The organism is Streptomyces sp. NPDC001100 (assembly GCF_053598575.1).
The window spans coordinates 127,033-151,706 of record NZ_JBSFKO010000008.1 but is presented as its reverse complement, the minus strand read 5'-3'; the positions used below and the strand labels follow the sequence as shown (position 1 = coordinate 151,706).

The 24,674-nt window shown below is 66.7% G+C and carries 24 protein-coding genes; 4 read left to right on the top strand and 20 right to left on the bottom strand.

The window, feature by feature from the left end; all coding sequences use genetic code 11:
* The first annotated feature begins 451 nt into the window (after window positions 1-451).
* Entirely contained in the window at window positions 452-1,261 is an 810-nt protein-coding gene (locus ACWDEW_RS14150; RefSeq protein WP_450512682.1) for a hypothetical protein, read from the top strand.
* A 285-nt stretch (window positions 1,262-1,546) separates the two neighbouring features.
* Here ACWDEW_RS14150 and ACWDEW_RS14145 read toward each other — a convergent pair whose 3' ends face one another.
* From ACWDEW_RS14145 to ACWDEW_RS14060, 18 genes are all read right to left on the bottom strand, one after another.
* Window positions 1,547-3,115: a LacI family DNA-binding transcriptional regulator gene (locus tag ACWDEW_RS14145; protein WP_450512679.1), complete on the bottom strand. Its 1,569-nt coding sequence runs from the start codon at window positions 3,113-3,115 to the stop codon at window positions 1,547-1,549.
* 532 nt (window positions 3,116-3,647) lie between these two features.
* Window positions 3,648-4,910: a DUF3631 domain-containing protein gene (locus ACWDEW_RS14140; RefSeq protein WP_450512677.1), complete on the bottom strand. Its 1,263-nt coding sequence runs from the start codon at window positions 4,908-4,910 to the stop codon at window positions 3,648-3,650.
* Window positions 4,907-5,089 (bottom strand): hypothetical protein, encoded by a 183-nt coding sequence (locus tag ACWDEW_RS14135; RefSeq protein ID WP_450512675.1) that lies wholly within the window; start codon window positions 5,087-5,089, stop codon window positions 4,907-4,909. Before ACWDEW_RS14135 ends, ACWDEW_RS14140 begins: the two co-directional genes overlap by 4 nt.
* Before the next feature lie 191 nt (window positions 5,090-5,280).
* Complete coding sequence (locus ACWDEW_RS14130; protein WP_450512673.1) at window positions 5,281-6,201, bottom strand: bifunctional DNA primase/polymerase; 921 nt, start codon at window positions 6,199-6,201, stop codon at window positions 5,281-5,283.
* A gap of 89 nt (window positions 6,202-6,290) precedes the next feature.
* Window positions 6,291-6,731: a single-stranded DNA-binding protein gene (ssb, locus tag ACWDEW_RS14125; RefSeq protein WP_450512671.1), complete on the bottom strand. Its 441-nt coding sequence runs from the start codon at window positions 6,729-6,731 to the stop codon at window positions 6,291-6,293.
* A gap of 23 nt (window positions 6,732-6,754) precedes the next feature.
* Window positions 6,755-7,060 carry a hypothetical protein gene (locus ACWDEW_RS14120; protein ID WP_450512669.1) on the bottom strand — a complete coding sequence of 102 codons (306 nt, stop codon included), beginning with the start codon at window positions 7,058-7,060 and terminating at the stop codon, window positions 6,755-6,757.
* Window positions 7,057-7,389: a MazG-like family protein gene (locus tag ACWDEW_RS14115; protein ID WP_450512667.1), complete on the bottom strand. Its 333-nt coding sequence runs from the start codon at window positions 7,387-7,389 to the stop codon at window positions 7,057-7,059. Before ACWDEW_RS14115 ends, ACWDEW_RS14120 begins: the two co-directional genes overlap by 4 nt.
* Before the next feature lie 17 nt (window positions 7,390-7,406).
* Window positions 7,407-7,625 carry a hypothetical protein gene (locus ACWDEW_RS14110; RefSeq protein WP_450512665.1) on the bottom strand — a complete coding sequence of 73 codons (219 nt, stop codon included), beginning with the start codon at window positions 7,623-7,625 and terminating at the stop codon, window positions 7,407-7,409.
* A gap of 169 nt (window positions 7,626-7,794) precedes the next feature.
* The gene (locus tag ACWDEW_RS14105; RefSeq protein ID WP_450512663.1) at window positions 7,795-9,966 is read right to left on the bottom strand and encodes a hypothetical protein; all 2,172 of its coding nucleotides are present in this window, start codon (window positions 9,964-9,966) and stop codon (window positions 7,795-7,797) included.
* Complete coding sequence (locus ACWDEW_RS14100) at window positions 9,963-11,036, bottom strand: hypothetical protein (protein ID WP_450512661.1); 1,074 nt, start codon at window positions 11,034-11,036, stop codon at window positions 9,963-9,965. Before ACWDEW_RS14100 ends, ACWDEW_RS14105 begins: the two co-directional genes overlap by 4 nt.
* A 99-nt stretch (window positions 11,037-11,135) precedes the next feature.
* Complete coding sequence (locus ACWDEW_RS14095; RefSeq protein ID WP_450512659.1) at window positions 11,136-12,386, bottom strand: hypothetical protein; 1,251 nt, start codon at window positions 12,384-12,386, stop codon at window positions 11,136-11,138.
* A gap of 6 nt (window positions 12,387-12,392) precedes the next feature.
* Window positions 12,393-12,668: a hypothetical protein gene (locus ACWDEW_RS14090; protein WP_450512657.1), complete on the bottom strand. Its 276-nt coding sequence runs from the start codon at window positions 12,666-12,668 to the stop codon at window positions 12,393-12,395.
* A gap of 3 nt (window positions 12,669-12,671) precedes the next feature.
* The gene (locus ACWDEW_RS14085; protein ID WP_450512655.1) at window positions 12,672-13,667 is read right to left on the bottom strand and encodes a C40 family peptidase; all 996 of its coding nucleotides are present in this window, start codon (window positions 13,665-13,667) and stop codon (window positions 12,672-12,674) included.
* Between the two features lie 168 nt (window positions 13,668-13,835).
* Window positions 13,836-15,410: an FtsK/SpoIIIE domain-containing protein gene (locus ACWDEW_RS14080; protein WP_450512653.1), complete on the bottom strand. Its 1,575-nt coding sequence runs from the start codon at window positions 15,408-15,410 to the stop codon at window positions 13,836-13,838.
* A 372-nt stretch (window positions 15,411-15,782) separates the two neighbouring features.
* Window positions 15,783-16,799 (bottom strand): hypothetical protein, encoded by a 1,017-nt coding sequence (locus ACWDEW_RS14075; RefSeq protein WP_450512651.1) that lies wholly within the window; start codon window positions 16,797-16,799, stop codon window positions 15,783-15,785.
* 12 nt (window positions 16,800-16,811) lie between these two features.
* The gene (locus ACWDEW_RS14070; protein WP_450512650.1) at window positions 16,812-17,183 is read right to left on the bottom strand and encodes an RRQRL motif-containing zinc-binding protein; all 372 of its coding nucleotides are present in this window, start codon (window positions 17,181-17,183) and stop codon (window positions 16,812-16,814) included.
* Complete coding sequence (locus ACWDEW_RS14065; protein ID WP_450512648.1) at window positions 17,183-17,512, bottom strand: hypothetical protein; 330 nt, start codon at window positions 17,510-17,512, stop codon at window positions 17,183-17,185. The genes ACWDEW_RS14070 and ACWDEW_RS14065 overlap by 1 nt, the downstream gene beginning before the upstream one ends.
* Window positions 17,509-17,802, bottom strand: a complete 294-nt coding sequence (locus tag ACWDEW_RS14060) for a hypothetical protein (protein WP_450512646.1) — start codon at window positions 17,800-17,802, stop codon at window positions 17,509-17,511. The genes ACWDEW_RS14065 and ACWDEW_RS14060 overlap by 4 nt, the downstream gene beginning before the upstream one ends.
* A 1,147-nt stretch (window positions 17,803-18,949) precedes the next feature.
* Between ACWDEW_RS14060 and ACWDEW_RS14055 the strand changes: the two genes are divergently transcribed.
* Together ACWDEW_RS14055 and ACWDEW_RS14050 are read left to right on the top strand one after the other, a co-directional pair.
* Window positions 18,950-19,666, top strand: a complete 717-nt coding sequence (locus ACWDEW_RS14055) for an XRE family transcriptional regulator (protein ID WP_450512644.1) — start codon at window positions 18,950-18,952, stop codon at window positions 19,664-19,666.
* A gap of 2 nt (window positions 19,667-19,668) precedes the next feature.
* Complete coding sequence (locus ACWDEW_RS14050; protein WP_450512642.1) at window positions 19,669-20,142, top strand: NUDIX domain-containing protein; 474 nt, start codon at window positions 19,669-19,671, stop codon at window positions 20,140-20,142.
* Here the strand turns inward: ACWDEW_RS14050 and ACWDEW_RS14045 are convergent.
* Entirely contained in the window at window positions 20,130-20,696 is a 567-nt protein-coding gene (locus ACWDEW_RS14045; protein ID WP_450512640.1) for an HD domain-containing protein, read from the bottom strand. The two genes, ACWDEW_RS14050 and ACWDEW_RS14045, sit on opposite strands and share 13 nt — an antisense overlap.
* A gap of 1 nt (window position 20,697) precedes the next feature.
* Entirely contained in the window at window positions 20,698-21,159 is a 462-nt protein-coding gene (locus ACWDEW_RS14040; RefSeq protein ID WP_450512638.1) for a GntR family transcriptional regulator, read from the bottom strand.
* A 749-nt stretch (window positions 21,160-21,908) separates the two neighbouring features.
* On the opposite strand from ACWDEW_RS14040, the gene ACWDEW_RS14035 reads away from it, so the two are divergent.
* A partial coding sequence (locus ACWDEW_RS14035; protein ID WP_450512636.1) for an NACHT domain-containing protein occupies window positions 21,909-24,674 on the top strand: 2,766 nt, incomplete at its 3' end.

The window sequence follows — 24,674 nt, the reverse complement described above, 5'->3', positions numbered from 1 at the left end:
GCATGACTACCCACAGACTCGAAATACGCCCTATCCATCACAAGATCATTGGCCGCGATGGTCGCGCTGTGCTCGCGCCGAACGGCAAGGTAACTATCTGCTCCTGTGGGTACGTTGCCGGGTCAAGCCCTGGCGGCGCCGTGGCCGAAGTCGCCTTCGCGGAGCACTCCGCAGCCATCCGGTCTGGCCAGCACATCTGAAGACGTACGCTGAGCGCCACATGCAGAGGACTCCCACATAGGGGTGACGCACAGGGATGGGTAGGCCGACCCCCGCCCGTGGCGGTACGCGCTGGCCGGTACCGTAAAACGGAAGCGGGCTCTGCCCCCGGCCACCGATCGACCCGGGCGCCACACCACGGCTGAGAGCCCGGGCCGCCACCGCTGGCGCCCATTTACCCGCCCTCGAAAGTCGGTCGCGTACGGGCGAGTTCCCTGAATACGCTCATCCCGTGACAACGAGCACCAACGAACAGCAGTACCTCCAGGCCATCTTGACGCAGCTGGAGAGGATGAAACCTTACGAGGCGCTCACCTCCACGCGCTCGTCAGCCTGGGATGTGCAGGCGAGCAGCGCCTTGGCGGGCGACGACGCCAAGACCAACCCGTATCAGGTATCGCATCTGGCCTGGCAGGCACTCACCGTCGCGTCCGATCACCTGAATGCCCTCCGCCGCAGCCTTGTCGGCGACCAGCAGGGCGATCACATCACGGTCACGATGCACCCCTACGCCCAGGCGACGCTGCTGCGCGGGGCGTTCGAGAACGGCGCTCGCTCGGTCTGGCTGCTCGCGCCGGGCAAGCGCCTGACGCGCATCAAGCGCAGACTGGCCCTCCAGGCGGACAACGAGAAGCACTCGGACCGCGTGCACGAGCTCCTCGGCACGACCCCGCCGCGCACCACGGCCGAGCGCGCGAAGCAGATCCGGGACCTGGCCGTCGGCGCCGGGATCCCGCAGAGCGACGTGAAGAAGGAGCTGGCCTTCGGCTACACAAAGATGGTCCAAACCGCTGGCGAACACCTCGCTGGCATGGGGAAGGACCAGGCAGAAGCTGTCTGGAGCGCATGCAGCGCGCTCGCGCACGGGGACGTCCACAGCATGGGCTTCCTGGAGAAGGAGACAGTCGGCCAGGTGGGCAACGTCGCGCTTACCCGCCTCTCCACCGACTCCAAGATCATGGTCTGGGTCACGACGCGCACCGTGCAGATGGTCGAGTACGGCTTCCAGCTCTACAAGGAGCGCGTGACCCCGCCCGCATGACCGGCCGGAGGAGGAAGGCCCGGGCGCCGCACATCTTCGCCTACGTCCGCAAGGCGCCCCCGTTCCCAGGACGAGCTGGACCGGCTGCACCGCGTCTTCCCCTGCCACCCCGACCTGTCGGTGAGCCTCGACCCGTGGGACGAGGCGAACTGGAAGTGGCCCAACCCGGGCCTCGACCAGTTCAAGTCCCGGGATGCGATGCGCCGCCAGGCGCTGGAGGCCACGACGACCCGCACAGGCAGAACGGGTTCCTCCCGTTCCAGCTCAACATGCGCGTCCAGCAAGTCACCCAGTACATCCCGATGGACCTGTAGGACGCCAACTGCGGTCAGAGCGCGCCGATTCCGAAGTGGATGCGCTCAGCAGACCATCAAGCGCGCGCACCGGTGACCGCGGGTGCATGGCAGACCGTACCGCCAACGCCTCCTCCCACTGCTCGGTCAGTTCGTCCATGAGCCGGTTCCTCATCCGCGCCGTGATATGCGAGTAGCGGGCTTGCACCGAGCCATCCTCGTGTCCCATCCGTTCATCCATGAGTTTGGGTGGGGTCCCGAGCTCCTCCATGACTGTCTTGTGGGAGTGCCTGAGCCCGTGCGGAGTGAGCCCCCGTGCGATCGGCAGCCAGCACGCGTCGGCACGGCCCGAGGCATTCCGGCCCCGCGCCGGCACCCCTGGCCAGGGATGCGCCATCACGGGTACGGGGTGAGCTGCCTGCGGGGCCTTCTTCGGATACCACCCCGTCGTGGCCGGATGGAACAGCCAGGTCGCGAAGCCGGTACGACGCCAGTGCGCGGCTGTCTCTCCCGCCTGGCCCGCACGGACGTAGCCGAGTTCCGCAATGGCCGTCTCCACCCTGATCCGCGTTCGCTCCGCGACCGTGTCCGGACGGTTCAGCACGTTCGAGACCGTTGCGGCAGAGACCTCGGCGCGGCGGGCGACGTCGACCAGTTTTGCGCCGATATGCCGGGCAGCGCCGTTGGCGGGACCGTGGCCACGGAACACGTAGGTGTGCTCGTGGCACGGGCAGGGTGCCGACTCGGTCCTGGCGATATGGCCTGCGACCAAGGTAGACAGCCACTTCGGCGTGTCGATGGTCCGGTAGGAGTCGTCCTTGGGCGGGCAGCGCTCGAACTCTCCCGAGTCGAGTTCGTACAGCTGCCACTCCACCCGCACCGATGCGGGGCGCACGAACTTGCGCTCCAGGCCGACGATTTCGCCCCACCGCATACCGGTGTAGCCCTTAAGGACCACAGCCACGAACTCGTCATCGCGGCCGGACAGTAGTGAGGCTCGCTCGGCTGTCAGGAGGATGCCAAGAGCGTCGGTTACCACCTTCTCGGGGCCGCGGTTCCGGGAGCGGCCGGCACGCTTGCCTCGGCCGCGCCGCTTGGTGGCCGGGTTGGAGTCTCGAAGCCCCTCGTCCACGGCGTCAGCGAGGATGAGGTGCAGCGTGCCATGCCAGGTCTTCACACTGGAGGGAGCGTAGAGCTTCTGCTCCTGCTTCTCCCAGGCGCCAACGTCCGTGGGCTGGATGTCGGCAATGGCCTTGTTCTCGAAGGCGGGGAGAAGGTGTTCCTCGATGTGCCGCTTGTAGTTCTGCATGGTGGACGCGGCCAACTCTTGTGCCGCGTACCAGCGATTCACGTACTCGCCGAAGGTCTCCTTACCGGCATTCGGGTCGCGGTAGCCGACCTCTCGGACCTTGGCCTCCGCATCGTTCGCCGCCTTCGCGGCTTCGCGCTTGGTGGCGAATCGGATCGTGGCACCGTTGGCGTCCACCACGGTGCGAAGCACACCGGGTGCAATCCAGTACCGGCCTCGGTAGTAATCGGCTCGCTTCTCGCCGTAGCCCATGGGTACCTCTCACGACAGGAGAGGGGTGGAGGCCATGGCTGGCCTCCACCCCTCATGATCGGCTCTTCTATCAGGCGGCGTTCTGTGCGCGACGCGGACGGCGCGCACGGAGATTCGCTACTGGTCGTACCGGCTGCGCCACAGTGCGGCGGCGGGGTACGGCTTCGCCGTCGGTGGCGTTTGCCGGGCTGGGTCGCTCTTCAAGAATGTGGAAGATCTCTTGAACGTGATCGCCGGTAAAGCGGTACCCGCCACCGCTCCTCAGGAAGGGGATACGCCGTCGGCGGACTTGTTCTTTCACCCACCACTCCGAGCACCCCAGTGACGTCGCTACCTCCGCCGCCGAATAGCTCAGGGGAAGTCCACTCTCCTTCGGCACCTGCGTGACTCCTCTCTGCCTTCTGGGGAATCCGCAACATCCGCCACGCCGCAACATTGCTGGTCAGCGGCTTGAATCTGTGGCGGATGCCGTTTCTGTTGCGGATAGGTCCCGCCGCACCGCGGCGCGGCGGGACTCTGGGGTACGCGCTGGTCAGCCGGCGATGCGGAGTGGGCGTGTGTCGGATTCCTCGAACATGTGGCGGGTCTCGGAAGGGGTATCCGCCACAGATTCACCTCCGTTGACCTGCGATGTTGCGGACGTTGCGGATGTTGCGGACTTCTGGGGGTCCTGGGGGCAGTAGCGCATCCACGCGTCCGCGAGATCCTCCGCGTAGTACCCCTTCGGGGTCGCGGCTCCGACCCGGATTCCGCGGGGCTTGATGGGGGTGATGTCGGGGCGCACGTACTGGCTCAGGAGCTTCGACAGGCCACGCGCGGTGAGCGGCTTGGCGTTCTGCCCGTCCTCGCTCATGTCGGACCAGGGAGCGTCGTCCAGACCATGGAGGACTTCGAGGATGGCCGCGGTGGGCATCCGGTCCACTCCGCAGAACACCTTGTCGCGCAGGTCGGTCAGTAGACGCACCCCGAGGGATGCCTGATCACCCGCGGACGCGTCTTGGAGGAGCGCGACGCAGGCGGTGCGGGCGCGCTCGGGCCAGTGTCCGCCGGCCGCGTCCGCGACCGCGAGGAGCGGTTCCCACACGTCGGCGGGCCGGTCGGAGACGCCTTCGGGCATCTCCGGCCAGGCTTCGGCGACTTGGTCGTGCAGGGTGGCGGTCCAGTCCGCGAGCTGGTCCCGCAGAACGTGGCCCTGCTTCTCGTGGATGCGGCGCCGGTAGGGCTCGCACTTCTCGTTGGGCGCCTTCTTGCGCATGCGGATGATGACCGAGCGGGTCAGGATCGTGTCCGGCAGCGAGCCCAGTCCGGCCATGGCGACCGCGCAGAACGACGGGAAGAACCCTGCCTTCTGGTCGGAGCCTTCACCGACGCAGCGCAGGGACTTGGCGCCGCGCCGGTAGCCGGAGTTGAGGAACCCACGGACTTCCTCGTTCCCGCCGGCTTTCGGCCCGAACACGGTGTCGATCTCGTCAAAGAGGAGCGTGGGGGTTCCCTCGTCTGCGGAGACGAGCCGGAACAGGGCGTTCGCGGACGCGTTGACGGTGGTCGCGGCGCGCGGGGTGAGTGTCTCGATGATCTCCAGGGCGCGGGACTTCCCCGATCCCGGTTCGGGGCTCAGGAAGGCGATGCGGGCGGTACCGTCGAGGGCGTCCATCAGGTGGGCGTGCGCGTCCCACAACGCGACCGCGACGTAGGCGTGTTCGGTGGGGAAGACGTTGAAGCGGCGGTGGAACGCTTCGACCTCGTCGAGCAGGGCCGCGCCGTCGATCGGCTCGGACGTGTTGGTGCTGGTCATGCCGCGTTCCTCCTTTCCTCGGTGGTGCGGAGCGGGCAGAGGTCGCGGTGGGCTTTGTGGTCGGCGATCAGGGCGAGCACCTTGCGGTGTCCGACGGCGCTGCGATCCCTGCCGCACAGGCACGTCGACGTGGCCGTCGGGGTGGCGCCGCGCGGTGCGCGGATACAGAGCCAGGCCACGGGGAAGCGCCCGTCACCGGGCGGCGGGAGGCTGGGGTCCTGCCCCGGGGGAAGGGCTGAAAGGACGGCCTGACGGCCGTCGTCCTTCGCGCCATCACCCCCGCCGGGGCCCGCCGCAACCGGGCGCACACGGCCTGGTTCGGCGGGGGTGAGGGGCTTTTCAGTGGGGGATGCGGGCGGGGCGGCGGGGTTCATCGCGTCTCCCGCGGTCGGGCGTTGCGGATGGACCAGTCCAGGGCGCTGCGCAGGGTCGAGCGGCACTCGTACGACCGCAGTCCGGCCGTCTCTCCCGCGCACTGAAAAGCCTCTTCGACCTCGTCGCGGGGGATGTCGCCCCAGGCCACGAAGCGCCCCATGGCGCGTGCGGCCTTGAACAGGGTCTGCTCCCGCTCGCCCTCCGGTGCCGCCGCGATGGCGGCGGTCTCGCGTTCCAGCACCACCTGGGCGAGCCGGGTGGCGTTGCGCGCCGGGGCGATCGTGCCCGTGGCGCCGGTCTTCGGGGTGTCGGCGAGGGTGGCGCGCAGCCAGTCGGGGAGTTGTGCGACGCGCCAGGGGGCGGTGACCTCGTACTCGGCACCGTTGAGGGTGCTTCCCGCGGCGACGACGTAGCCGCCCCACGCTCGGGTGTCGACCATCGGCGCGAGCGTGCCCGCCGTGTTGGTCAGACGGATGCCGGGTGGGGCCTGGAAGTAGAGGTGCATGCCGCCGGAAGGCGTCCGCACCGTGTAGGTCGTCGGCCAGGTCTGGCCGGCGCGCGCGCAGAGCGCCAGGAAGGAGCTCACGCCGTCAGACGTGTCCGAACTTCCCTTCCCGTTCTGCTCCTTGGGCACGTCCAGGTCGACGACGAGTAGACCGGAGGGGCCGGTGGCGATCGCGATGTTGGCGGGGTGGGTCTCCCAGCACTGCGCGATGCGGTGCGGGTCGGTGCTGGCCCGCTGCTCCCACTTCAGGTGTCCGTCGGCGCAGTCACCGGTGGTGCGGCAGCGCGCCGCGCCGTGCAGGGCGGGTTGCTTGCTGCCGGGCCGGAGCGGGAAGACGTGCCAGCCGCGCGCGGCCGTGTTGAGGGCGGCGGTGAGCAGGGATGCTCGCCGCGGGTCGGTGGGATGGGTCATGCTGGATGCCTCCAACAGGTCTGTTGTGGACTGGTTGGCCGGGGCGACCGCGTGTCTTTGGCGAGATCGGGCGGTCGCCCCGGGCACAGCTAGAACGGCGGCTTGTCGGCGGCCGGTCGGCCGTCCGTGGCCCACGGGTCATCCGACGGGGCGCCGCCGGCTGTGCTCTTGCCGTTGATGGCCACGGTGGTGAAGCGGAGCGAGGCGCCGATGTCGTCAACTTCCACGGCGAGCATCGAGCGGTTCTCGCCTTCCGGGGTCTTCCAGTCGTGCTGACGGATCCGGCCCGACAGCACCACCCGCGAGCCCTTCGTCAGCGAGTCGGCGACGTGCTCCGCGAGCGTGCGCCAGGCGGCGCAGCGGAAGAACGTGGACGTGCCGTCCTTCCACTGGTTCGCGTCGCGGTCGAAGGTGCGCGGGGTGGAGGCGACGGTGAAGCGGGCCAGGGCCTGGCCGGAGTCGGTGACCTTGACCTCGGGGTCGGCGGTCAGGTTGCCGATGATGGTGATCGGGGTCTCTCCGAACGACATGCTTGTCTCCTGAACTGGTCGGGTTAGAAGGGCGGTTCGTTGCTGTAGCCGGACGGCCCCCACGGGTCACGGCCGCCGCAGCCGCGACGCAGCAGGCGGGGAAGTCGCGGCAGGGCCAGCAGGCGCCAGCGGTGGGTCTCGTTCGAGCACTCGCAGGGCTCCCAGTCGCTGCCCGCGTACTCGCCGTTGTCGTCGCCGTAGGGGTACTCAATGCCGCCGTCGCCCTCGCAGTTGAGGCAGCCGGGGCGGGGCGTGTCGGTCAGGATCAGTGCCCGGCGGGGGTAGCCGATGACCTGGAAGCGGAGCCGGGGCAGGGTGCGGCGGCTCATGCGGCCGACTCCGCGGCGGGGGCGCTGAGCCGGCGGGCGACGGCGTGCAGCTTGGTGTCCAGGACGGCGGGCGGGCGGGTGGTGAAGGCGTGCAGGGCGACGGCCGCGGCGATGATGACGTCGCAGAGTTCGTCGGCCACGTCCGCCGCGGTGTGGGTGACGCCCTTGCGGGGGTTCTGGCCGGTCATGCCGATGTACGCGGCCGATGCCTCGCCCGCTTCTTCGACGACCTTCATCAGGCGCATCGCGGTCTCGTGTTCGCCGGTGCCGTTGGCGGTGTTCAGGGTGGTGACGATGCGGGCCGTGACGGGCCACAGAGCAGCATTCATCCGGTATTCCTCCTGGGTCACTTCTTCGCGAAGAGCTTGAGGGTGATGCCGCCGACGCCTATGGGTCCGGCAGCATTTGCCATGACGGTGGCGGTGTGGGCGGCGATGCCGAGCAGCCAGGCCAGGGCGGCGGCGAGTCCCCAGGCGCCGACGATGAATGCGCCGGCGACGGCGAACGGGTACAACAGGCGCCGCCACGGGAAGTCGGTACGGCCGGTGTCGTTGATGTTCGCCACAACGGGATCTCCTTGTCTCTCGGGGGCGGTTCGGGGTGGCCGGGCGGCCTGTTCGGTCCTCGCTCACCGCGCCGGAGCGCATGGGCGAGGACCGGACGGAGCGCCGGGAGGCGAGCACGAGTAAGGGCCCGCACCCTCGTGGGTGCGGGCCCTCAGTGACTGGCGTGCGTCACAGGTCGGAGGGGAGCTTTTCTCCGGTCTGTGCGTCGTAGGCGATTCCGGTCGGGGACAGGCGGACGGTCCGCGAGGGGGCTCGGGAGCCGTCCTTCCAGGTACGTCCGCCGACCGCGATGTGGACCGTCACGTCGGCGAGGTAGTCGCTCACCGGGAGCTTGATCTCGGGGTCCTTGGGGAACCAGCCATTTTCGCGGACGCTGCTGGCGGTCTTGCCGGATCCGTCGATCCGCAGGTACCGGGCATTCTTGTCGAAGAACGAGCGCAGTTCGACGATGACGTTGTCCCTGTCCGTGGTCCACTGCGCCACGACATCGGTCTTGACGCCGTCGATGGTGAGCGCCGCGCCCGAACGGCCCTTGTAGGCGGCGGCTTTCTGCTGGCGTTCCTGGGCGTGGTGTTCACTCTGTGCGTTCGTCCACACGCCGGCAGCCGCAATCGACAGGCCCGCGACCGCAGCGACGTACGGCCAGGTGCGCCGACGGTTCCGTCCGGGCTGTTCCTCGCTCGATGCCTGCGCGGGGGCGGACGACGGCGGCTCGGGATGGGGTGCCGGGGGTGTGCTGTCGCCTCGCTTCTGGAACCACTCGCCCTCGTCGATGCCCATACGGGCGACGGTAGCGCGCAGTTGCATGGCCTGTCCGGGCTCACCGCGCAGATCCGCCATCTGCGCCCGCGTCTCCAACCAGGCAAGGGCCTGAGCGGAGTTGAGGCCGTGGGCGCTGATGTCCTCGCGCTCGTAGACGGCGGCAACCTGAGCGGCCTCGTCGAACCGGCCCTCCAGCGCGGTCCGCAGGACGCTCTCGTGCCGGGCAAGGTCGAAGTGCTCTGGGGTGCCGATGACGTTGGGCGGCAGCGCCTCCCAGTCCCACCCGTCGTCGGCCGTCGTGAACGGCACGTACAGGTCCTCGCGGGGGTCGACGGCGATGTCAGTGTCCTCGCCCGGCTCCGCGAGCGGCTCGGTCGGGGAGGCGGTGGTGTCCTGTTCGACGGCCAGAGCGTGCTGCGCCGCGCGGCGTCGTGCCGAGGTGTCGGTGAGAGCGGCTTCCTCGTCGCTGAGGACGGTCTGGACGATGTCGACGTAGTCGGGGCCGACCTTCCAGACGGCCTGTCCGGGATCGAGTGCCGGGATCCTCTCGACTGCCCAGGCGGGCAGGCCGAGCAGGGCGCCGACGAGGGCGGCTTCTTCCGGGTTCAGCCGTCCGACGTGGGCGATCTCGCACAGCCGTGCCAGGTCGCGGGCCCTGCCCTCCCCCAGGTCGGACAGCGTGTGCATGAGCACGTCCAGCGACAGCCCGGCCTTGCGGCTGTTCTTCAGCAGCCGCTGGATCAGTTCGCTGGTGGCCGGTGAGAGCAGGATCTGCCACGCCTCTTCCAGCACCAGGTGCTTGTGCACGGCGGTCGACTGGCGCAGCCACACGTGCTCTGCCCAGCAGCTGACCGCGGCCATCAGCGAGGGGATCGCCGGGGAGTTGCGGTCCAGGTGGGAGAAGTCGAAGGAGATGATCGGCAGGTCCGTCTCGGGCAGGCTCGCGTCGGGGCCGTCGAAGAGGCCGCGCAGGCTGCCTTCGGTGTAGCGGGACAGGCCGATCGCGGCGCCCTCGCCCCACTCGGTCAGCTTCGCGGCGGGCCAGCGGCCGTCTTCCGGGCTGACGAGGGCGTCGACCAGGCCGTTGAGTGAGGTGGCCTTGGGGTGGTTCAGCGCGTGCTGCAAGGCGTGGGTGGCCTGGTGGGTGAGCGCGCCGGGTTCGACCGCCAGGATCAGTGACCGGACCAGTTGCTCGCGGACCTCGGGCGGGAAGAGGGTGCTGACCGGGTTGAGGGTGAACGTGCCGGCTTCGATGACCCGGCCGTCCAGGGAGCGCACCAGCGGTGCCCACTCGCCGGCGTTGTCCTCGCCGAAGGAGTCGATGACGACGGCCTGGTGGCCGTTGTCCAGGATCTCGCGGCGGATCCGCGTCTTCGCGGTCGTGCTCTTGCCGGAGCCGAGACCGCCCAGGGCGAGCGAGTTGGTCGACGGCAGCAGTGCGGCCGACGTCTGGACGGGCGAGAGGTGGAAGGGCCGTCCGTCCAGCAGGGAGCGGCCGATCGCGATGCCGGGGAAGCGGGTGCTGGAGGCGACCAGCGGCGCCGTGATCGCGGCATGGGTGGTGGGCAGACGAATCACAGGATCGCCCCTTTCCTGGTGGCGGCGCCGTGCGGGGTGGTCATCACGTGTGCGCGGTGCTGCTGGCCGGTGAGCCAGTCCAGACGGATGCGGTGCCGGTCGGCCGTGAGGGAGGCCTGCCAGCGTGCCTCGGTGACGCTCTCGGGGCAGTCGCCGAACACCGTGAGGTAGGCGTCCAGGTCGACAAGAGTGGCGCCCTGCACGAGCGCGCCGTGCGTCGATCCGCTGGCGATGTCCTGCGCGTCGGCCTTTACCTTGTCGGCGGTGAAGGCCTCGGACGCGGCGCGCTGCCACTTCGCGGACCTGCGGGACAGGCCCACCGGCAACGGCCGGTACAGAACGGCGAGGGACCGGTCGGCGCCGGGTCCCAGCAGGAGCCTGGGCATGAGGTCGCCGTCGGTCTCCTCCGGCCAGCCGGTGATGCGCGCGGTCGCCACGAAGCAGCCGTCGTCCAACCCCACCCAGCCGGAGCCGCGTTCAGTCACCGTGGGCAGCGGCTCCGGCTGGGTCCGGGTCAGTGTCCCGAGGCCGACGAACTCGGCTTCCAGGCTGTCGATGACCCGGGCGGGATGGGCGATCAGCCCTTTGGGGACGTGGACGGTGATGGTCTGGGTGTGGTCGGTGTAGTCGCGGGCGGTGGTGTGGTGGGTGACGTGGACCTGGACGCCCGCGGTGCGGGCCTGCCCGCCGGCGAAGACCAGGGTTCGGGCGAACGCGTCGTGGAAGCCCGCCCGGCGCTGCGGGTCCTGCATGGTGCCGTGCTCCGGGTAGAGCTCCCACGTCGTGGTCGTACCCGGGTGGGTGGCGATCGTGTCCGGCACGGTGCGCTCGCGCAGATGCCGGTAGCCGACCGTCGCCCACCGGGCGATCGAGCGCGGCCCCGGGGCGAGGTTGACGACGGCGGCCGTCGCGCCCACGGCGCCGAACGCCCACACCGGGGGCTGGGTGATCATCGCCGACATCAGCGCGGCGCTCCCGAGCCCGGCATTCACCTTGGTCAGCAGGGTTTCGGCGCGGCTGAGTCCGCGCTGCACGGCGGGGATGCGGTAGCCGGGGGTCAGGGAGTACACGGGAGCAACCTCCTGGGTCTGTGGGTGAGCGGTCCTGGCCCCGGCGCTCTCCCCGCTGCCCTTTGGCAGAGGTGAGAGCGCCGGGGCCAGGAACCGGCTCTACGGGGTGGGCGGTCGGCCCCTGGTCGGGCGTCGGGGGCCGGGCGTCGGTGCGGGGGTGTTGGCCGGCTGGCCTGCGGGGGCCGGGGCCGGGGTCTGTGTCCGGGTGGTCCGGTACTGCTCGCGCACTGTCCGGAGTTGCTGACGGCGGGCTGCGCTCTCGTTGGCGTCCCGCCGTTCCTTCGTGACGGCCGACGTGGTGGTCAGCCGTCCGGGCCGATCTGGCTTGTTGGCGCCGTAGGCGGCGAACAGGACCCCGCGGTCCTGGGACACGGCGCGGCCCGGGGTGTTCACAGTGCGGGCGCTGCGCGGGGCGTTCTCCTTCTCGTAGAAGTCGGGGGCACCGGCCCGCACCAGAGCGTGGACCAGTGGGCTGGGGGTTCGGCGTTCCACCCAGGCGCGGGCGCCACGGGCCACCCGGGGCCCGAAGTACGGCACACCGTGGAAGATCAGGCGGAGCATGAGGACGTCCGCGGCGACCAACAGGACGGCGTCCAGTACGAGCGAGCCGTGGGCGAGTTCGACGAAGGGACTGACCAGCAGCAGCGCGAACGGGGCGAACATCAGGCCCAGCAGCCGCCGCGCCCACGTGGTGACCGCCGACGTGTTGCCCCCGCGGGCCAGCGACGCCAGCACCAGGGGGGCCACGCACACGAACGCCAGGATGCCGAGCTGACGGGTCATGAACACCAGCGCGGCGAAGCCGAGAGCGACGACCAGAGCACTGACGATGATCAGGGTGGCGAGCGGGTTGCCCGCGTCCGTTCCGTGCTGCATGTCGTCGCTGATCGCGCCGAACAGCGTCGACTCGTTGCTGCTGAATGCGACCGTGAACGCGCCGCTCACGGCCTTGTTCAGCAGCATGACGGCCCCGGGGGCCGACGCCATGCTGGCGACGGCCACCAGGGTCCATCCGGTCGACGCGCCCATCTGCTTGAGGCGGGGTGCGCCCTGCCAGGCGGTCAGGGCGCAGACGACGACCACGCACACGAAGATCGCAACCGCCAGGTGCTGACCGAGCCATAGGAACGGTGCGTACAGCCCGTTGTCCGTCGGCACCCACGCGTGCTGAGGCGCGATGAGTCCCTTGAGCGCACCAATGAGACTGTTGGCCAGGTCTTTGACGTGGTCGGAGGCGCCACCGGTGATGCCGCCTCCGTCCGGGTTGGTGGGGGGACTGCCCGACTGCCCCTGTTCGCAGATCTTCTTCGCTTCGCCCAACAGGCCGGAGCACGAGGGGTTGTCTGCCATGCCGGGTCAGCCCTTGGCCTGGGTGACGGTGGAGAACAGGGTGTCGCCGTACAGGGCGAGGACCACGGCGACGAACAGGGTGCCGATGGCCATGGAGCCCTTGCGCAGCGCGCCCTTGGGGTCGCCGGACAGTTGCAGCAGCATCCGCAGCGCGATGATCGTGATGACGGCGGCGATGCCCTTGGTGACCAGGCCGCCGCCGGTCAGGCCGATGGTGTCGAAGAAGTCCTTGAAGCCGCCGCTCATGTCGACGGGCTTGGCTAGGACGGTGAACCTGGACATGGATCAGATCTCCTTGTTGCGGTGGGAGGTGGGGCGGGCAACGGCGATCAGGTCCGTCATGACGTTCAGGGGGTCGTAGCGGACCTTGGTGCCGGGGCGGGGGGCGTCGAGCATCCAGCCGCCGCCGACGAAGATGCCGACGTGGTGGATCGTCGAAAGGCTGGAGCCGTAGAAGACGAGATCCCCGGGGCGCATGTCATCCGGCTTGACGGGCTCCGAGGCCGCGTACTGCTCAACTGCCGTGCGGGGCAGGGAAATACCTGCCTTCGCGTAGGCGTAGAGCGTGAGCCCCGAGCAGTCAAACCCGGAAATGCTCGTGCCGGAACGCCCGTTGGGCGAGCAGCAGATTCCCGTACTGGGACCGCCGGCCGTGCCGCCGCCCCACGAATACGGGGTGCCGGTCATTTCTTTCGCCGCACTGAGCGCGGCTTCGGCCTGCGCCGTGGTCGCGGCTTTCCCGGCAGACGGCTGGTCGGCGAGTGCCTGAATGGATTTGACGTAGTTCTGAGTCTCCTTGTAGGGGGGAACGCCCCCGTATTTGTGGACGGCTCCGCTTCCGGCGTTGTACGCGGCGAGCATGTTGCTCTGCGAATCGCCGGGAACGTCCTTGACGTCCTTGGCGATGTCGCAGAGGTATGCGGCTGCCGAAGGGATCGCGTCGACGGGATCCCACACATCGCGCTTTCCGTCGCCGTTGCCGTCGATTCCGTGGGCCGCCCATGTGGACGGCATGAACTGCGCTATGCCTTCCGCGCCAACCTGGGACTGCGCCTTCGGGTCGAAGCCGGATTCCTGTGTGAGGAGCGCGGCGAGCAGATTCGGTGTGACAGTGGAGCAGGTGTTTCCCGCGTCCTCGATCAGGCTGCGGTAGGTGCTCGGGACGGACAGGCTGAGCGCCGTCCCCGCCACGGGGTTGTTGCCGGCGGCTTGTACGAGAGCGGCCACGATGACGGCCGCGGTCGCTCCCACGCCGATGGTGACGGCTGAAGAGGCACGCAACGAGCTTCCTCCCTCCTTTCTGGGTGTGTGGTCGTCTGTGCTGGCCACAACCGCCATGCCGGACCGTCAGGGCACCGCCACGCCGTCGCCGGGGACCGCCATGTGACCGCCATGGGCGGGTCGTGTGTGGCGGTCGCATGGCTGTGGGCGGGCGGTGCCGGGTGGCGGTCAGGAAGCGGACATGGCGGCTGCGGTGAGGTCGGCCAGGCGGTAGCCGCGGCCTTGCGCGGTCTTGCCCGCCGACACCCCGCCCAGAAGCCGCGACAACTGCTTTCCGCGCTCTGTCGGATCGGTTTCCGTGATCCCGAGAGCCGGGGCCAGGTCGGGCGTGGGCATGAACTCCACTCCGGTGTTCCGCATCAGCTCGATTGCCTGCTTCAGCGGAGAATCCGGGATCGCCGCCTCGCGGCGGGCGTGGACCTCGTCGACCACGTCCCAGATGAACTGATCCGGGAAATTGAAGCCCCGGAGCAGGGTCGAAGAGCCGTTGGCGAACAGCACGGCCTGGCCCTTGATGTCCGGATCGAGAAGCGCCGGGTGGATCGGGGCGACGGTATCGAAATACGAGTCCCCGAGGGCGACTTTCGCGCTTCCCTCCGACGCCACGTAGAGGCACATCCGGTACAGGAACTGATCCCGGACCTTCACCGGGATCGCGTCCCGTGCCGGACGCTGCGTCAGCATCACCGTGGCAATGCCGGATTCCAGGGATTTCGAGACCAGGGACCGGGACTTGTCCTCTACCCGGCGGACCTGTTCCCTGGATTCCTTGGTGCCGTTGTCCGTGTAGAAGTCGGCTGCCTCGTCGACGATGAAGAACACCGGCTTGAAGACCGGTGCAGGCTGCCGGTTGCGGATGGCGTCCTGCAACTGCGTATACCGGCCCTCCACACGGGAGTTCAGCTCATCGAGCATGTCCTCCAGAACGGCCGGATCGTCGGACGCCTCGTAACGGACGGCGAGCTTCTCGAACTTGGTCAGCCCGCACAGTTTCCCGTCGAGCAGATACAGATCGAACTCGCCGTACGCGATCAGCAGGCACGTGATGAGCCCGTTGACCAGCGTCGTCTTGCCCATCTGGGTCATGCCCGCGATCAGCAGTGACGCCTTGTCGAACGTGGGCACCCCGGCAAGCCGGCCGGTGACCTCGTGTCCGAGGGGAACTCCCGCGAACGACTGGATCTCCTGTCGAGTCGGGGAGGCGAACGGGCTGCTGAACGGGGGCTCGTTCAGCACCAGAAGACGCACACGGCGCTCGGTCTTCCGGCTCGTCTCCAGCTTCAGGTGCAGCCGGGTCACGCCGAACATCGACGCGATAGGACCGAGCCGTTTCGCCACGTCATCGCAGGTACGGCCCTCCGGCACCAGGAAGTCGTAGACGGTGCCGACACCGGGCAGATCCTCGATCGTGACGTCACTGGCACGGACCTGCTCGCCCCTGCCAATGGCCCCAACCCTGCTGAGCACCATGGTCAGTTGCGGGTGGCTCGCCTCCCCGCCCGGGGAGGCCGCGGCAGACGTATGCGCCTCGCTCATGGGCTGGCCGGGCGTCTGCTCCTCATGGACGGGCTGACCAGGCGCCTGTTCCTGGTTGACGGCTTGGGCAGGGGATTCCTGTTGCAGGGCCGTCGGCTGGCTCGCAGAGGAGCTGCGCGGGGTGCGGGCCCACAGCTGTGGGACGCCCCGCCGGATCCTCCAGGCCAGGTAGCCGAGGGCGACCAGCGCCCCGGCGGTGAGAAGCACCGTGGCCGGCCAGGACAGGCCCAACTTGTCCTTGATGGCGGCGAGGACACCGAAAACGGTGGCGAGACCGCCGATCGCGCCCGCCGCCTGCCCGTAGGTGTCCCCACCCTGGCCTGCTTGTTTCTTCCTCGTCACACCCCCTCCGTTCTGTGTGATCGTGGGCACGCGGGCATGACTCGCGCGTCCCTTTCGGATTCATGGGATTCGGGTGCTGTGGTGCTCGCCGGGTCTGCGCGCCGGGTCTGCGAACGTGCCGCTCGCCGGGGCTCACCGGGTCTGCTTCACTGGTGCGGTCGACTGCTCCGGCAGTCGCGACGAAGGCCAGCCCACTAGCCCTGGGCTGGCCTTCATTGATGTGTGCCGGATGCCGGTTTACGGCTGTGCGTCCTCCGCGTCGATCAGGGCGGCGTACGCCTTGCGCACCCGCTCCTCCTTCGCGGAGAAGCCCGCCGCGCGGTACGCGGTCAGGGCCTTGCGGTAAGACAGCGGGGGGTTCTCCGAGTGGCGCAGCCACCGCAGTACGACCGTGAGCTGATCCTCGGTCAGCGGCTCGCCCGGCTCGGGGGTCTCGACACCGGCCACGGCCGCGACCGCGGCGAGCGCCAGCCAGTCGAGCGGGGCGTGTCCCCCGCCTTGCGGCGCAGGGAGTTCCCCGATCGGGGACACGGGGCCGACCTGCGGGGACACAGGGGACACGGTCGGGGACACACCCCCCTGCGTCCACTGACCCAGCACCTGGGCCAGGTCGTCGTCCGAGAACAGCGCCGGAACCTCCTCGGGGAGGTCCGCGGCAGGGTGCTTGGCAGTGAGCTTCGCCAGCTTGTCGGCGGCCTCGTGGCGCACCTTGTGCGCCTTGCCGCGGGCAGTGCGCTCCTCGCGCTCCAGGACCGCGGCCGTCTTGTGCCGGTCGGCCTTGGCCCGGGTGACCGCACGGCCGACCGCCACCTGATCCCGCGTCGCGCTGCGCACGGCGTCGATCTGTTGCTGCGCCGCGGAGGAGATCCGGGTGGTGTCCCGCTCCACAGCCATGATCAGCGTCGCCTTCGCCGCGGCCGGAACCACCGCGCCGATCACCGCGACGACCGCGGTGGCGTAGAGCAGGCCGTGCGTGAACAGCACGCCGACCGAGGTCACGAGGAACAGCCAGCCGAGCACGGCGGGGAGCGTCCCGTTGGAGCCCTGCCGGCGGTGCGCGGTCTCCATCGCCAGCGCGTACAGCCATACCGCGTCGTAGATCCCGGCCACCGTGTAGGCGAGCGGTGCCGGGGCCTGGTGGGCGAGGATCTCGCCTACCGCGTAGACCGTCCAGCCCAGCGACAGGCCGGTCAGACCGACCGGCAGACTCCAGTGAACCGCCTTGCGGGCGATGTCCTTCCACTCCTTGTTCATGTGATCACTTCCTTAGTTCTGGTCGTCGGGGTAGGCGCACAGCACGCACATGCCGAGCGACGGCGGGATGCAGTAGCTGTAGGTGATCTGGCACTTCGGGCAGGTGCGGCGGGCGTGCATCGCCAGGGCGAGCGCGCCCCACTTGCGGGAGGTCATCGGCCGTACCGGCTTCGCCAGGTCGATGCGGTAGAAGTAGGCGACCAGCGGGGCCCGCCGAAAGCGCGGGAGCAAGGCCTGCCCGGCGATCGGCTGACCGCCAGGGCGCAGGCCACGGGCCCGTAACTGCCGCCTGGTGGCCAGTCCCTCGGGGGCGTAGCGCCAGGGGTAGGTGGGGATGCCGTAGCGGGCACCGGTCGGATCGAAGCACTTGGCCCATGCGGTCATCAGACCGAGGCTCCGACCGGCTCGGGGTCGGGGATGTCGGCGTAGCCCACCAGTTCCAGCGTGGCGCCCGCGTACTCGATTGAGGTCTTCAGCACGTGCGTGCGGCCCGCGCTCTGGGTGCCGTGGGTGACCGCGTCCGGGGCGATGCCAAGCGCCTGGCGCCAGGCCTCGAAGTGGGCCAGGTCGTCATGGAGTGCCAGCGTGAGCTGGGCGGGGTAGATCGGGGAGACGTGCACGTGCGGTGCGGGCAGGTGCCCGAAGTCGGTGGCCAGCAGGCGTAGCGCCCGCAGCGGCAGGGACAGGTCGTCCAGCGTCGGCGTCTCGCTCATGCCGCAACTTCCCGGTGTGCCGGACGGCGGCGGGCGGGGCGGGCCAGCGGGACCACGTTGAACAGGTCCGGGTGCTCCTCGACCACCCGCGCGGCCAGGCGGATCAGCTCGTTTGGCAGGGTGCGGTACTCGGGATCAGTGAGGATGTCGCGGGCCGCGTCCAGACGGGCCGCGCGCTCCTCGTCGCTCTCGCCGTCGACCCCAAGCCAGAGTTCGGCGGGGGTGCCGAGGGCGAGTTCGGCGAAGTCCTGGGGGGTGTCGGCCCGGTGGCCAGACACGAAAGAACGCATGGGAGCTCCCATGTCGAGGGGATAGAAGAAAAGCCGGGCCGCGAGAGCGCCAAGAGGGCGGCGGCTGGTCCGGGTTGCGCGGCGCCGCCTCGTGGAGCGGCGGACCGAAGCGCCCCGGCCTGGAGTCGAACCCGACCTGCACATCGGGGCTGATCAGAGTGACTAGGCCTAGTCCCAGGGAAGGATCGCTACGATCGCGCCCGGGAACTCCTCGCGCAGTTCGTGAGCGAAGTAGGTCGCGTCCGTCCCGGTGAGGCCGGCGCCTACGCTGGCGACCTCACACACTGCAACGGCACGCTGATACGCCACGACCCTGAATCCGGCGGCTGGCACCGGGCTGCCGCCCGCCTTGTCGTGTTCGCTGCCGACCATCACTGGCCGCCCCGGGCACGGGCGTTGTCCTCGCTGCGCTTGTTCACGTCGCCGTTCTTGCGGGACAGTTCGTCCCGCTCCGCGTCTGTCAAACTCGTGACCACAGGTGCCTCCCAATCAGGTGCCTGTACGCGGTCCCCCGGGTGGCATCCCAGGGGGCTGCTCTGATTTCTCATCAAACGGGCAGGGCACCGACATGACGTCGGCGCCCTGCCCGCATGACGAGTGACGGGAAAGCCCGTCACTGTCGTCTCGCGGCTCCCGTGTGCGCCTTGCTCCGCCTCCTTTGGACGGCGCGCGGTCACCGCGTCACTCAGACGTCACTCGCTGAGTCGATCTCCCTGGAATGGCTACCTGTCATGGACCGGGTGCAGCCCAATCACCGGGGTCCCCGCCGGTCCGGTCCTGGGTCTACGCCCGAGGGTCAGACCAGCGGCTTAGCCGATGACACCGATCGATCCGTGAAGACGACGGACTTCTACGTCTCCCCTACCGCTCGGACCGCGTGCAAGCGGGGCCGACGGGGTTTCACTGTGTTGCAGTACCTGTTTTACAGGTACTGCATAGTGGTCCGTCAAGTACTGGCACGGAACTCGTTGGTGTTCGCGCCAGGACTTCTTGGCGCACAATCAGAATCGCCCCAGGTCAGGGGAGTTGGTCACCCCGCTCGTGGACAGCTTCGATTGATCTCGCTACCGTCAAGAGCTCCCTAGATGTCCAACGGAGGGGACGGATGTCTAACGAGCGTTTGCGATCAGCCCTGTTGGCGCGAGGCATGACCATCCAGAGCCTCGCTGAGGAGATCAAGGTCAACCCGAAAACCGTTGAGCGCTGGATCACGCAAGACATAGCGCCATACCGGCGACATCAGTACGCAACGGCGGCAGCGCTCAAGGTCGACGTGACGATGCTGTGGGACGACGATCGCAATGCGGAGAGCGCAGCAGACCTGTCGAAGGCCGAGATCGTCTCTGTCTATCCGCATCGCCACACGGTGCCGACAGACCTCTGGCGTGAGATGTGCGAGCGAGCCACGGAGCGCATCGACATCCTCGTGTACGCAGGCATCTACCTGGCGGAGGATCCTCGCTTCTTTTCGACACTGAAGAAGAAGGCAGAGACTGGCGTCCGCATCCGAGTACTCATGGGCGATCCAGAGTGCGAAGCCGTCACACGACGCGGCATCGACGAAGGGCATCGCATCATGGACGGCAAGATCCGTAATGCGCTGGTCAACTACCGCCCGTTGTTCACCAGCCACCCCGAGATTGCCTTCCGCCTGCACGACACTGTGCTCTACAACTCGATCTACTGCGCTGATGACGAGATGTTGGCCAACACGCACGTGTACGGCATCGGCGCCTACATGGCGCCCGTGTTCCACCTGCGGAGGCTCCCCGGAGGGGGTCTGTTCGACACTTTCGCCAATAGCGTTCAGCAGACCTGGGAAGGCGCCAGGCCAGTGACCGAACACGACATCACCGGAGCCTGAACATGGGACGCATCGACTACCTGCACGATCCGGATGCTCCGCCGGCCAACTCGGTTGTGCCCTCGGTCGTGGCGTTCGTCCAGAACGACGCAGGCCAGGTGCTCATGATTCAGCGGTCCGACAACGGCCGTTGGGCGCTACCCGGCGGTGGCCACGATGTCGGCGAGTCCATCAGTGACACGGTGGTCCGTGAAGTCTCGGAAGAGACGGGGGTCAAGGCCGAAGTCGTCGACCTGTCCGGGATCTACACGGACCCTGGGCACGTCATGCAGTACGACGACGGCGAGATCCGCCAGCAGTTCAGCATCTGCTTCCGAGCGCGGCCTGTCGGCGGAGAGCTGCGTACGAGCGACGAGACGACGCAGGTCCGTTGGGTTGACCCAACGGACCTGCGGGAGTTGGACGTCCACCCCACGATGCGGCTCCGTATCGAGCACGCCATGGACCGAACGCGCACTGCTCCCTACATCGGCTGACGCTTGGCGGCGGCGACGCGTTCCAGGACGCGCGACGTGCAGCCGAGGATCTCGGGTTCGGCCCGCCGGATGAACTTACCGATCAAACTGTCCGGCCCGTACCGTCCTGTGATCTCGATGATCCGGTCGATCGGATTCGTGGGAGTCCCGTCCGGTGTGGTGCTCATGTCGCAGTAGCAGAGCGCGTCGTTCAGGTGCGCACTCTCGCGGGGGAACTCACTCTCCAACTCCTCACGCAGGTCGCGCGCTTCCGCCTCCAGCCAGGAACAGGAGTGATGGGCGACCAGGTTGATGACCCGCTCATCGGCGTTGGCCGTATCCCGCAGGTAGCGGGCGCCGTCCAGAGGATGGAACCCCGTCTTGGCCAGGTCCGGCGCATAGCCGATGTCGTGCAGTACCGCCGCGGCCTCCAACAGATCCGCGTCCTGATCAAGAACGAGAGCGATCGTGCGTGCCCTCTCAGCGACCCCTTGGCAGTGCTTCCACCGCCGCGGCAGCGGCTCGGCGAGTAGGGACTCAGCCAGGGGATGGGCCCACTCCGTCAACGTCGGCAAGCTACGAACGCTCCTCTCGCGTCGGCACGGCACGGACTCTCCGCACCCTGCCCTGTCCTCCCCCCGCCAGCACGCCGGCGGTCTCCAACTTTTCCAGAGCTTTGGTCACTGTGGGGCGGGAGACCCCGAACCGTTCGGCGAGCACGGAAGCACTCGGGAACGCTTCCCCCACTGCGAGGCCTTCAGCCGCGATGATGTCCGCGATCCGTTGATCGAGCGGACGCCGGTCAACTCGATCACCGGAGCGCACGACGCGCCACCGGTCGCCCGGCACGGGTTCGGCCAGGCCTTCCTGCCGCAGTACCCCGTATGCGCGGATGGCAACGCCGCGTGAGACGCCGTGGTCACGCATGACCTCAGCCAGGGACGGCAACTCAGTCATCTCCGGGTCGCCCTCGATCAGCACCTTCACTGAGTCGGCAATCTTCAGGAAGGTTCCCCGAGGGCTGGCCTGCTGCGACACTCACTCTCCCCCCGTCAGCTCATCGGATAGAACAAGCCTCCCATGTGCGGCCCTCCGTGAAGGGTCGTCAAGGATGTACGAGGTCTGCTACCCCCGGGTTGTCATCCGCCTTTCACTGTCTCACCATATGGACACCTGCATGGTAAGCAGAGCCTTTCCTTATACGGCAACCTTGAACCTGGCGTGGACAGGGTCACGCCAGTGGATCTCCCATCTCAGCCGCAAACAGCAGCCCTCAACATCGACATCATCAAACTCGCCGCAGCCTGTGCCAAATGGGGGGACGATGGTGTCATGAGACGACCCGTTCTGTTTTGGTCCGGTGCCGGGCTGACAATCGCAAGCTTGACGATCTTCCTCTGGCGTCAGGGCCTTGAGCGCGCAGACCAGTGGAGCAGCATCCTGAGCCTCGGTTTGACTGTGGCAGGCCTCTTCGTGGGCGGGGCAGGCTTCTTTCCCCGCAATACGGGGGATTCCCGCAGACAGGCGACAGACGGTAGTTCCGTGGCCGGTTCTGTTCACCAGGTGCGAAACGTCCGCGGCGACGTCCGAATAGCTCAAAGTACCGTAACGCCTAGGGACGTGCAACACCAACAAACGCCGAATCAAACAGCCGATACTCAGGATGGACAGTCCGTTTCAAACTCGCGGGTAGGCGGAGACGTTTCGCAGATTGACCAAGTAGGCGGAGCAGTGCAGATTGGAAATCCTCCCAGCGAATCACGAGACGGAGAAGGAGCGCCAAACTGATGACCCGATTCTTGCCGTGGAATTGGAAATTACGAAGCAAGCGGAATGATGGCATAGACACGGCACTAGACCAGAGTAAGTCGGACCTGCCAGCAGCATCGAAATACGTAGTAGGACCCTCGGTGATGTCTGTGGACAGCACCCTGGTCGGTCGAGATGTAACTATGATCAGCGGCGTGAATGGCCAGGTCTCTATCATTCAAGGCGCGTCGTCGAATCCCCCTTCCGAACCGCGCGAGGAGGAGGTAATTACAGCATGTACAAGTTACGCTGAGCGGTTGCGTCAGAGGTATGGGAGACTCGACCTGGAAGTGTTGACACCGCTCAAAGAGCAGGATGAGCACCCAGTCATTGAGTTGCGCGAGGTATTCATCGCCCAAGCGGTCCGCGCGGACCCGCCTCCCGTGGAATTGCCCAGGGAGTTGCTGCATAGGTTGGCGGCATCAGAGGAAAGAGATCTTGACCTGCCTCCAGGGGTAGACCGAGAAGCCGTAGAACGTGTTCAACGTGCATATATGGCACGGCCGGCTCGTCCCATCCTTGAGGTGCTCAATAATTCGACTGCGAGTCGAATCGTCCTTCTTGGGGACCCAGGGGCGGGTAAATCCACACTGGGCCGTTTCTTGGCTTTAGCCCTCACGGCGGGGAACTCGATGCGTGAACTATCCTCGTTGAACAACTTTGTGCCATTGATTGTGGAACTGCGGAGCTACGCTGAGGCAGAATGGCGAGCGAAGACATTCGAGGAATTTTTGGATCATGTTAGTTCCACCGAAGGCCTCAGCCTGCCTTCTAATTTATTGAAATCATGTCTGGGTGAAAATGGTCCACGAAGAATTCTAATGATCTTCGATGGGTTGGATGAATTGTTTGAGAAGGAAGTGCGCAGCACTGTAGCGCAGCGCATAGCTGCATTCTCATCTCGATACCCATCGGTTCGAATAATTGTTACGTCCCGACGAGTAGGCTACCAAAGGGCTACTTTAGACGCAGCTGGATTTACGCACTACATGCTTCAGGATCTCGACCGTCAACAGATCGCCGATTTTGCCACTAAATGGTTCACGCACGCGTGTCCTGGCGATGAGAATAAAGCGCGACGCTTGACCCGTCGAGTCACTGATGCCGTCGAAGGGTCGGCATCGGTTCGCGAACTCGCTGGCAATCCTCTTATCCTCACCATTCTAGCGATAATTGGTCGGCGTCGCGAGCTACCTAGAGATCGGCGAACTGTATACGAACACGCCGTGGCTGTACTCGTAGAACATTGGGATCCCAGCAAGTACCTCAGGGATCGTCGAGTGGAAGAGCACCTTCCATACCTGGGTCCGGAAGACAAACTTGAACTCTTACGCTTGGTCGCGCGAAGAATGCAGGAGGGGAGTAGTGGGATTGCGGGTAACCATATCGCTGGCCCCGATCTCATAGACAGCTTCGAGAGCTACCTAGAAGACCGCTATAGCCTGCCGCGTGATCGGGCAGCGGTTGCTGCGCGTATTATGTTGCAGCAGTTTAGGGAAAGAAATTTCATCCTTAGCCGCTTCGGGGGAGAAGTCTATGGTTTCGTACACCGTACGTTTCTTGAATATCTAGCTGCTGTCGATATCGCGCATCGCTTCCATAAGGAACGCTCCCTGTCTGAGAGTGATCTCGTTAGTTTACTGTCGGATAAGTGGCGTGATTCCACATGGAACGAGGTTTTGCTTCTACTGGTAGGTCTGGTGGATGAACGCTATGTAGCGCAAGCTATAGATCGACTCCTTGATACAGCACCATCAATCCCGATAGGCAGAGATGGTGCGCGAGGATACGAAGGTCTGACTCTTTCATTTCGGTATCTGAGTGAAACTCGACGTCTTGGTGTACTTGCCCCACAGAGCAGAGCGGCTTCGATGAAGCTTGCCCATATGTTTGAAGCATATAGCGCGATAGATGAACAATATATCTACCCGTATGAATTTATCAGCTCGATCGCTTCCGCAGTTTCAACGCTGGGGGCGCACTGGGCTGGTCGTCAATATTACCTCGATTGGTATCAAGCTGTCGGTGCAAAGCTGTTCAGGGAAGATGATGAGGTCATAGCGAACTCATTAAGCACCCTTATAGGGGAAATCGCGACGTCCATGCTGAAGTGTCACCCGGATTCCTCGGTCCTGCGTGAGTGGGCTCAAAACGGCGTGACAGTGCCGACTCGCTGTGCTGCAATCGGTGCGCTTGGCGAATACTGGCCTGACGAGCAGAGCACGCGAGATTTTCTAGCGCGTGCAGTTGAGGATGAAGAGCCCAGGGTTCGCATGAGTGCTCTGGCTGCTCTGCGTCACGTGCGTGCTGCTGCCGATATGCTCTCCCTGGCGCGTGAGTGGGCAACAGGAGACCCATTGCCAAAGGTGAGGAGTTATGCCCTGAATTTTGTCGCGTATGCATGGGGGAATTCCTCTGAGGCGTCACTACTGGTGCGTGAGCGCGCAGTAAATGACGAGGACTCTGGTGTGCGGGATACGGCCCTGCGTATTCTTGGTTCTCGATGGATCGATGAGCCGAGCACGCTGCCCTTTATGCGTGAACTCGTTGCCGGCGGCGAGGTGCACCTTCGGCCCCTTGCCGTTCAGATGCTTGCTAGTCATTGGGGGGAGGATCCTGAGACCGCGGTGTTGGTCCGCGAGTGTCTTGCTGACAATGAGGCGAAAGTGCGAGCCTCTGCCGTTGAGGTGCTTGCTAGTCATTGGGGGGAGGATCCTGAGACCGCGGTGTTGGTCCGCGAGTGT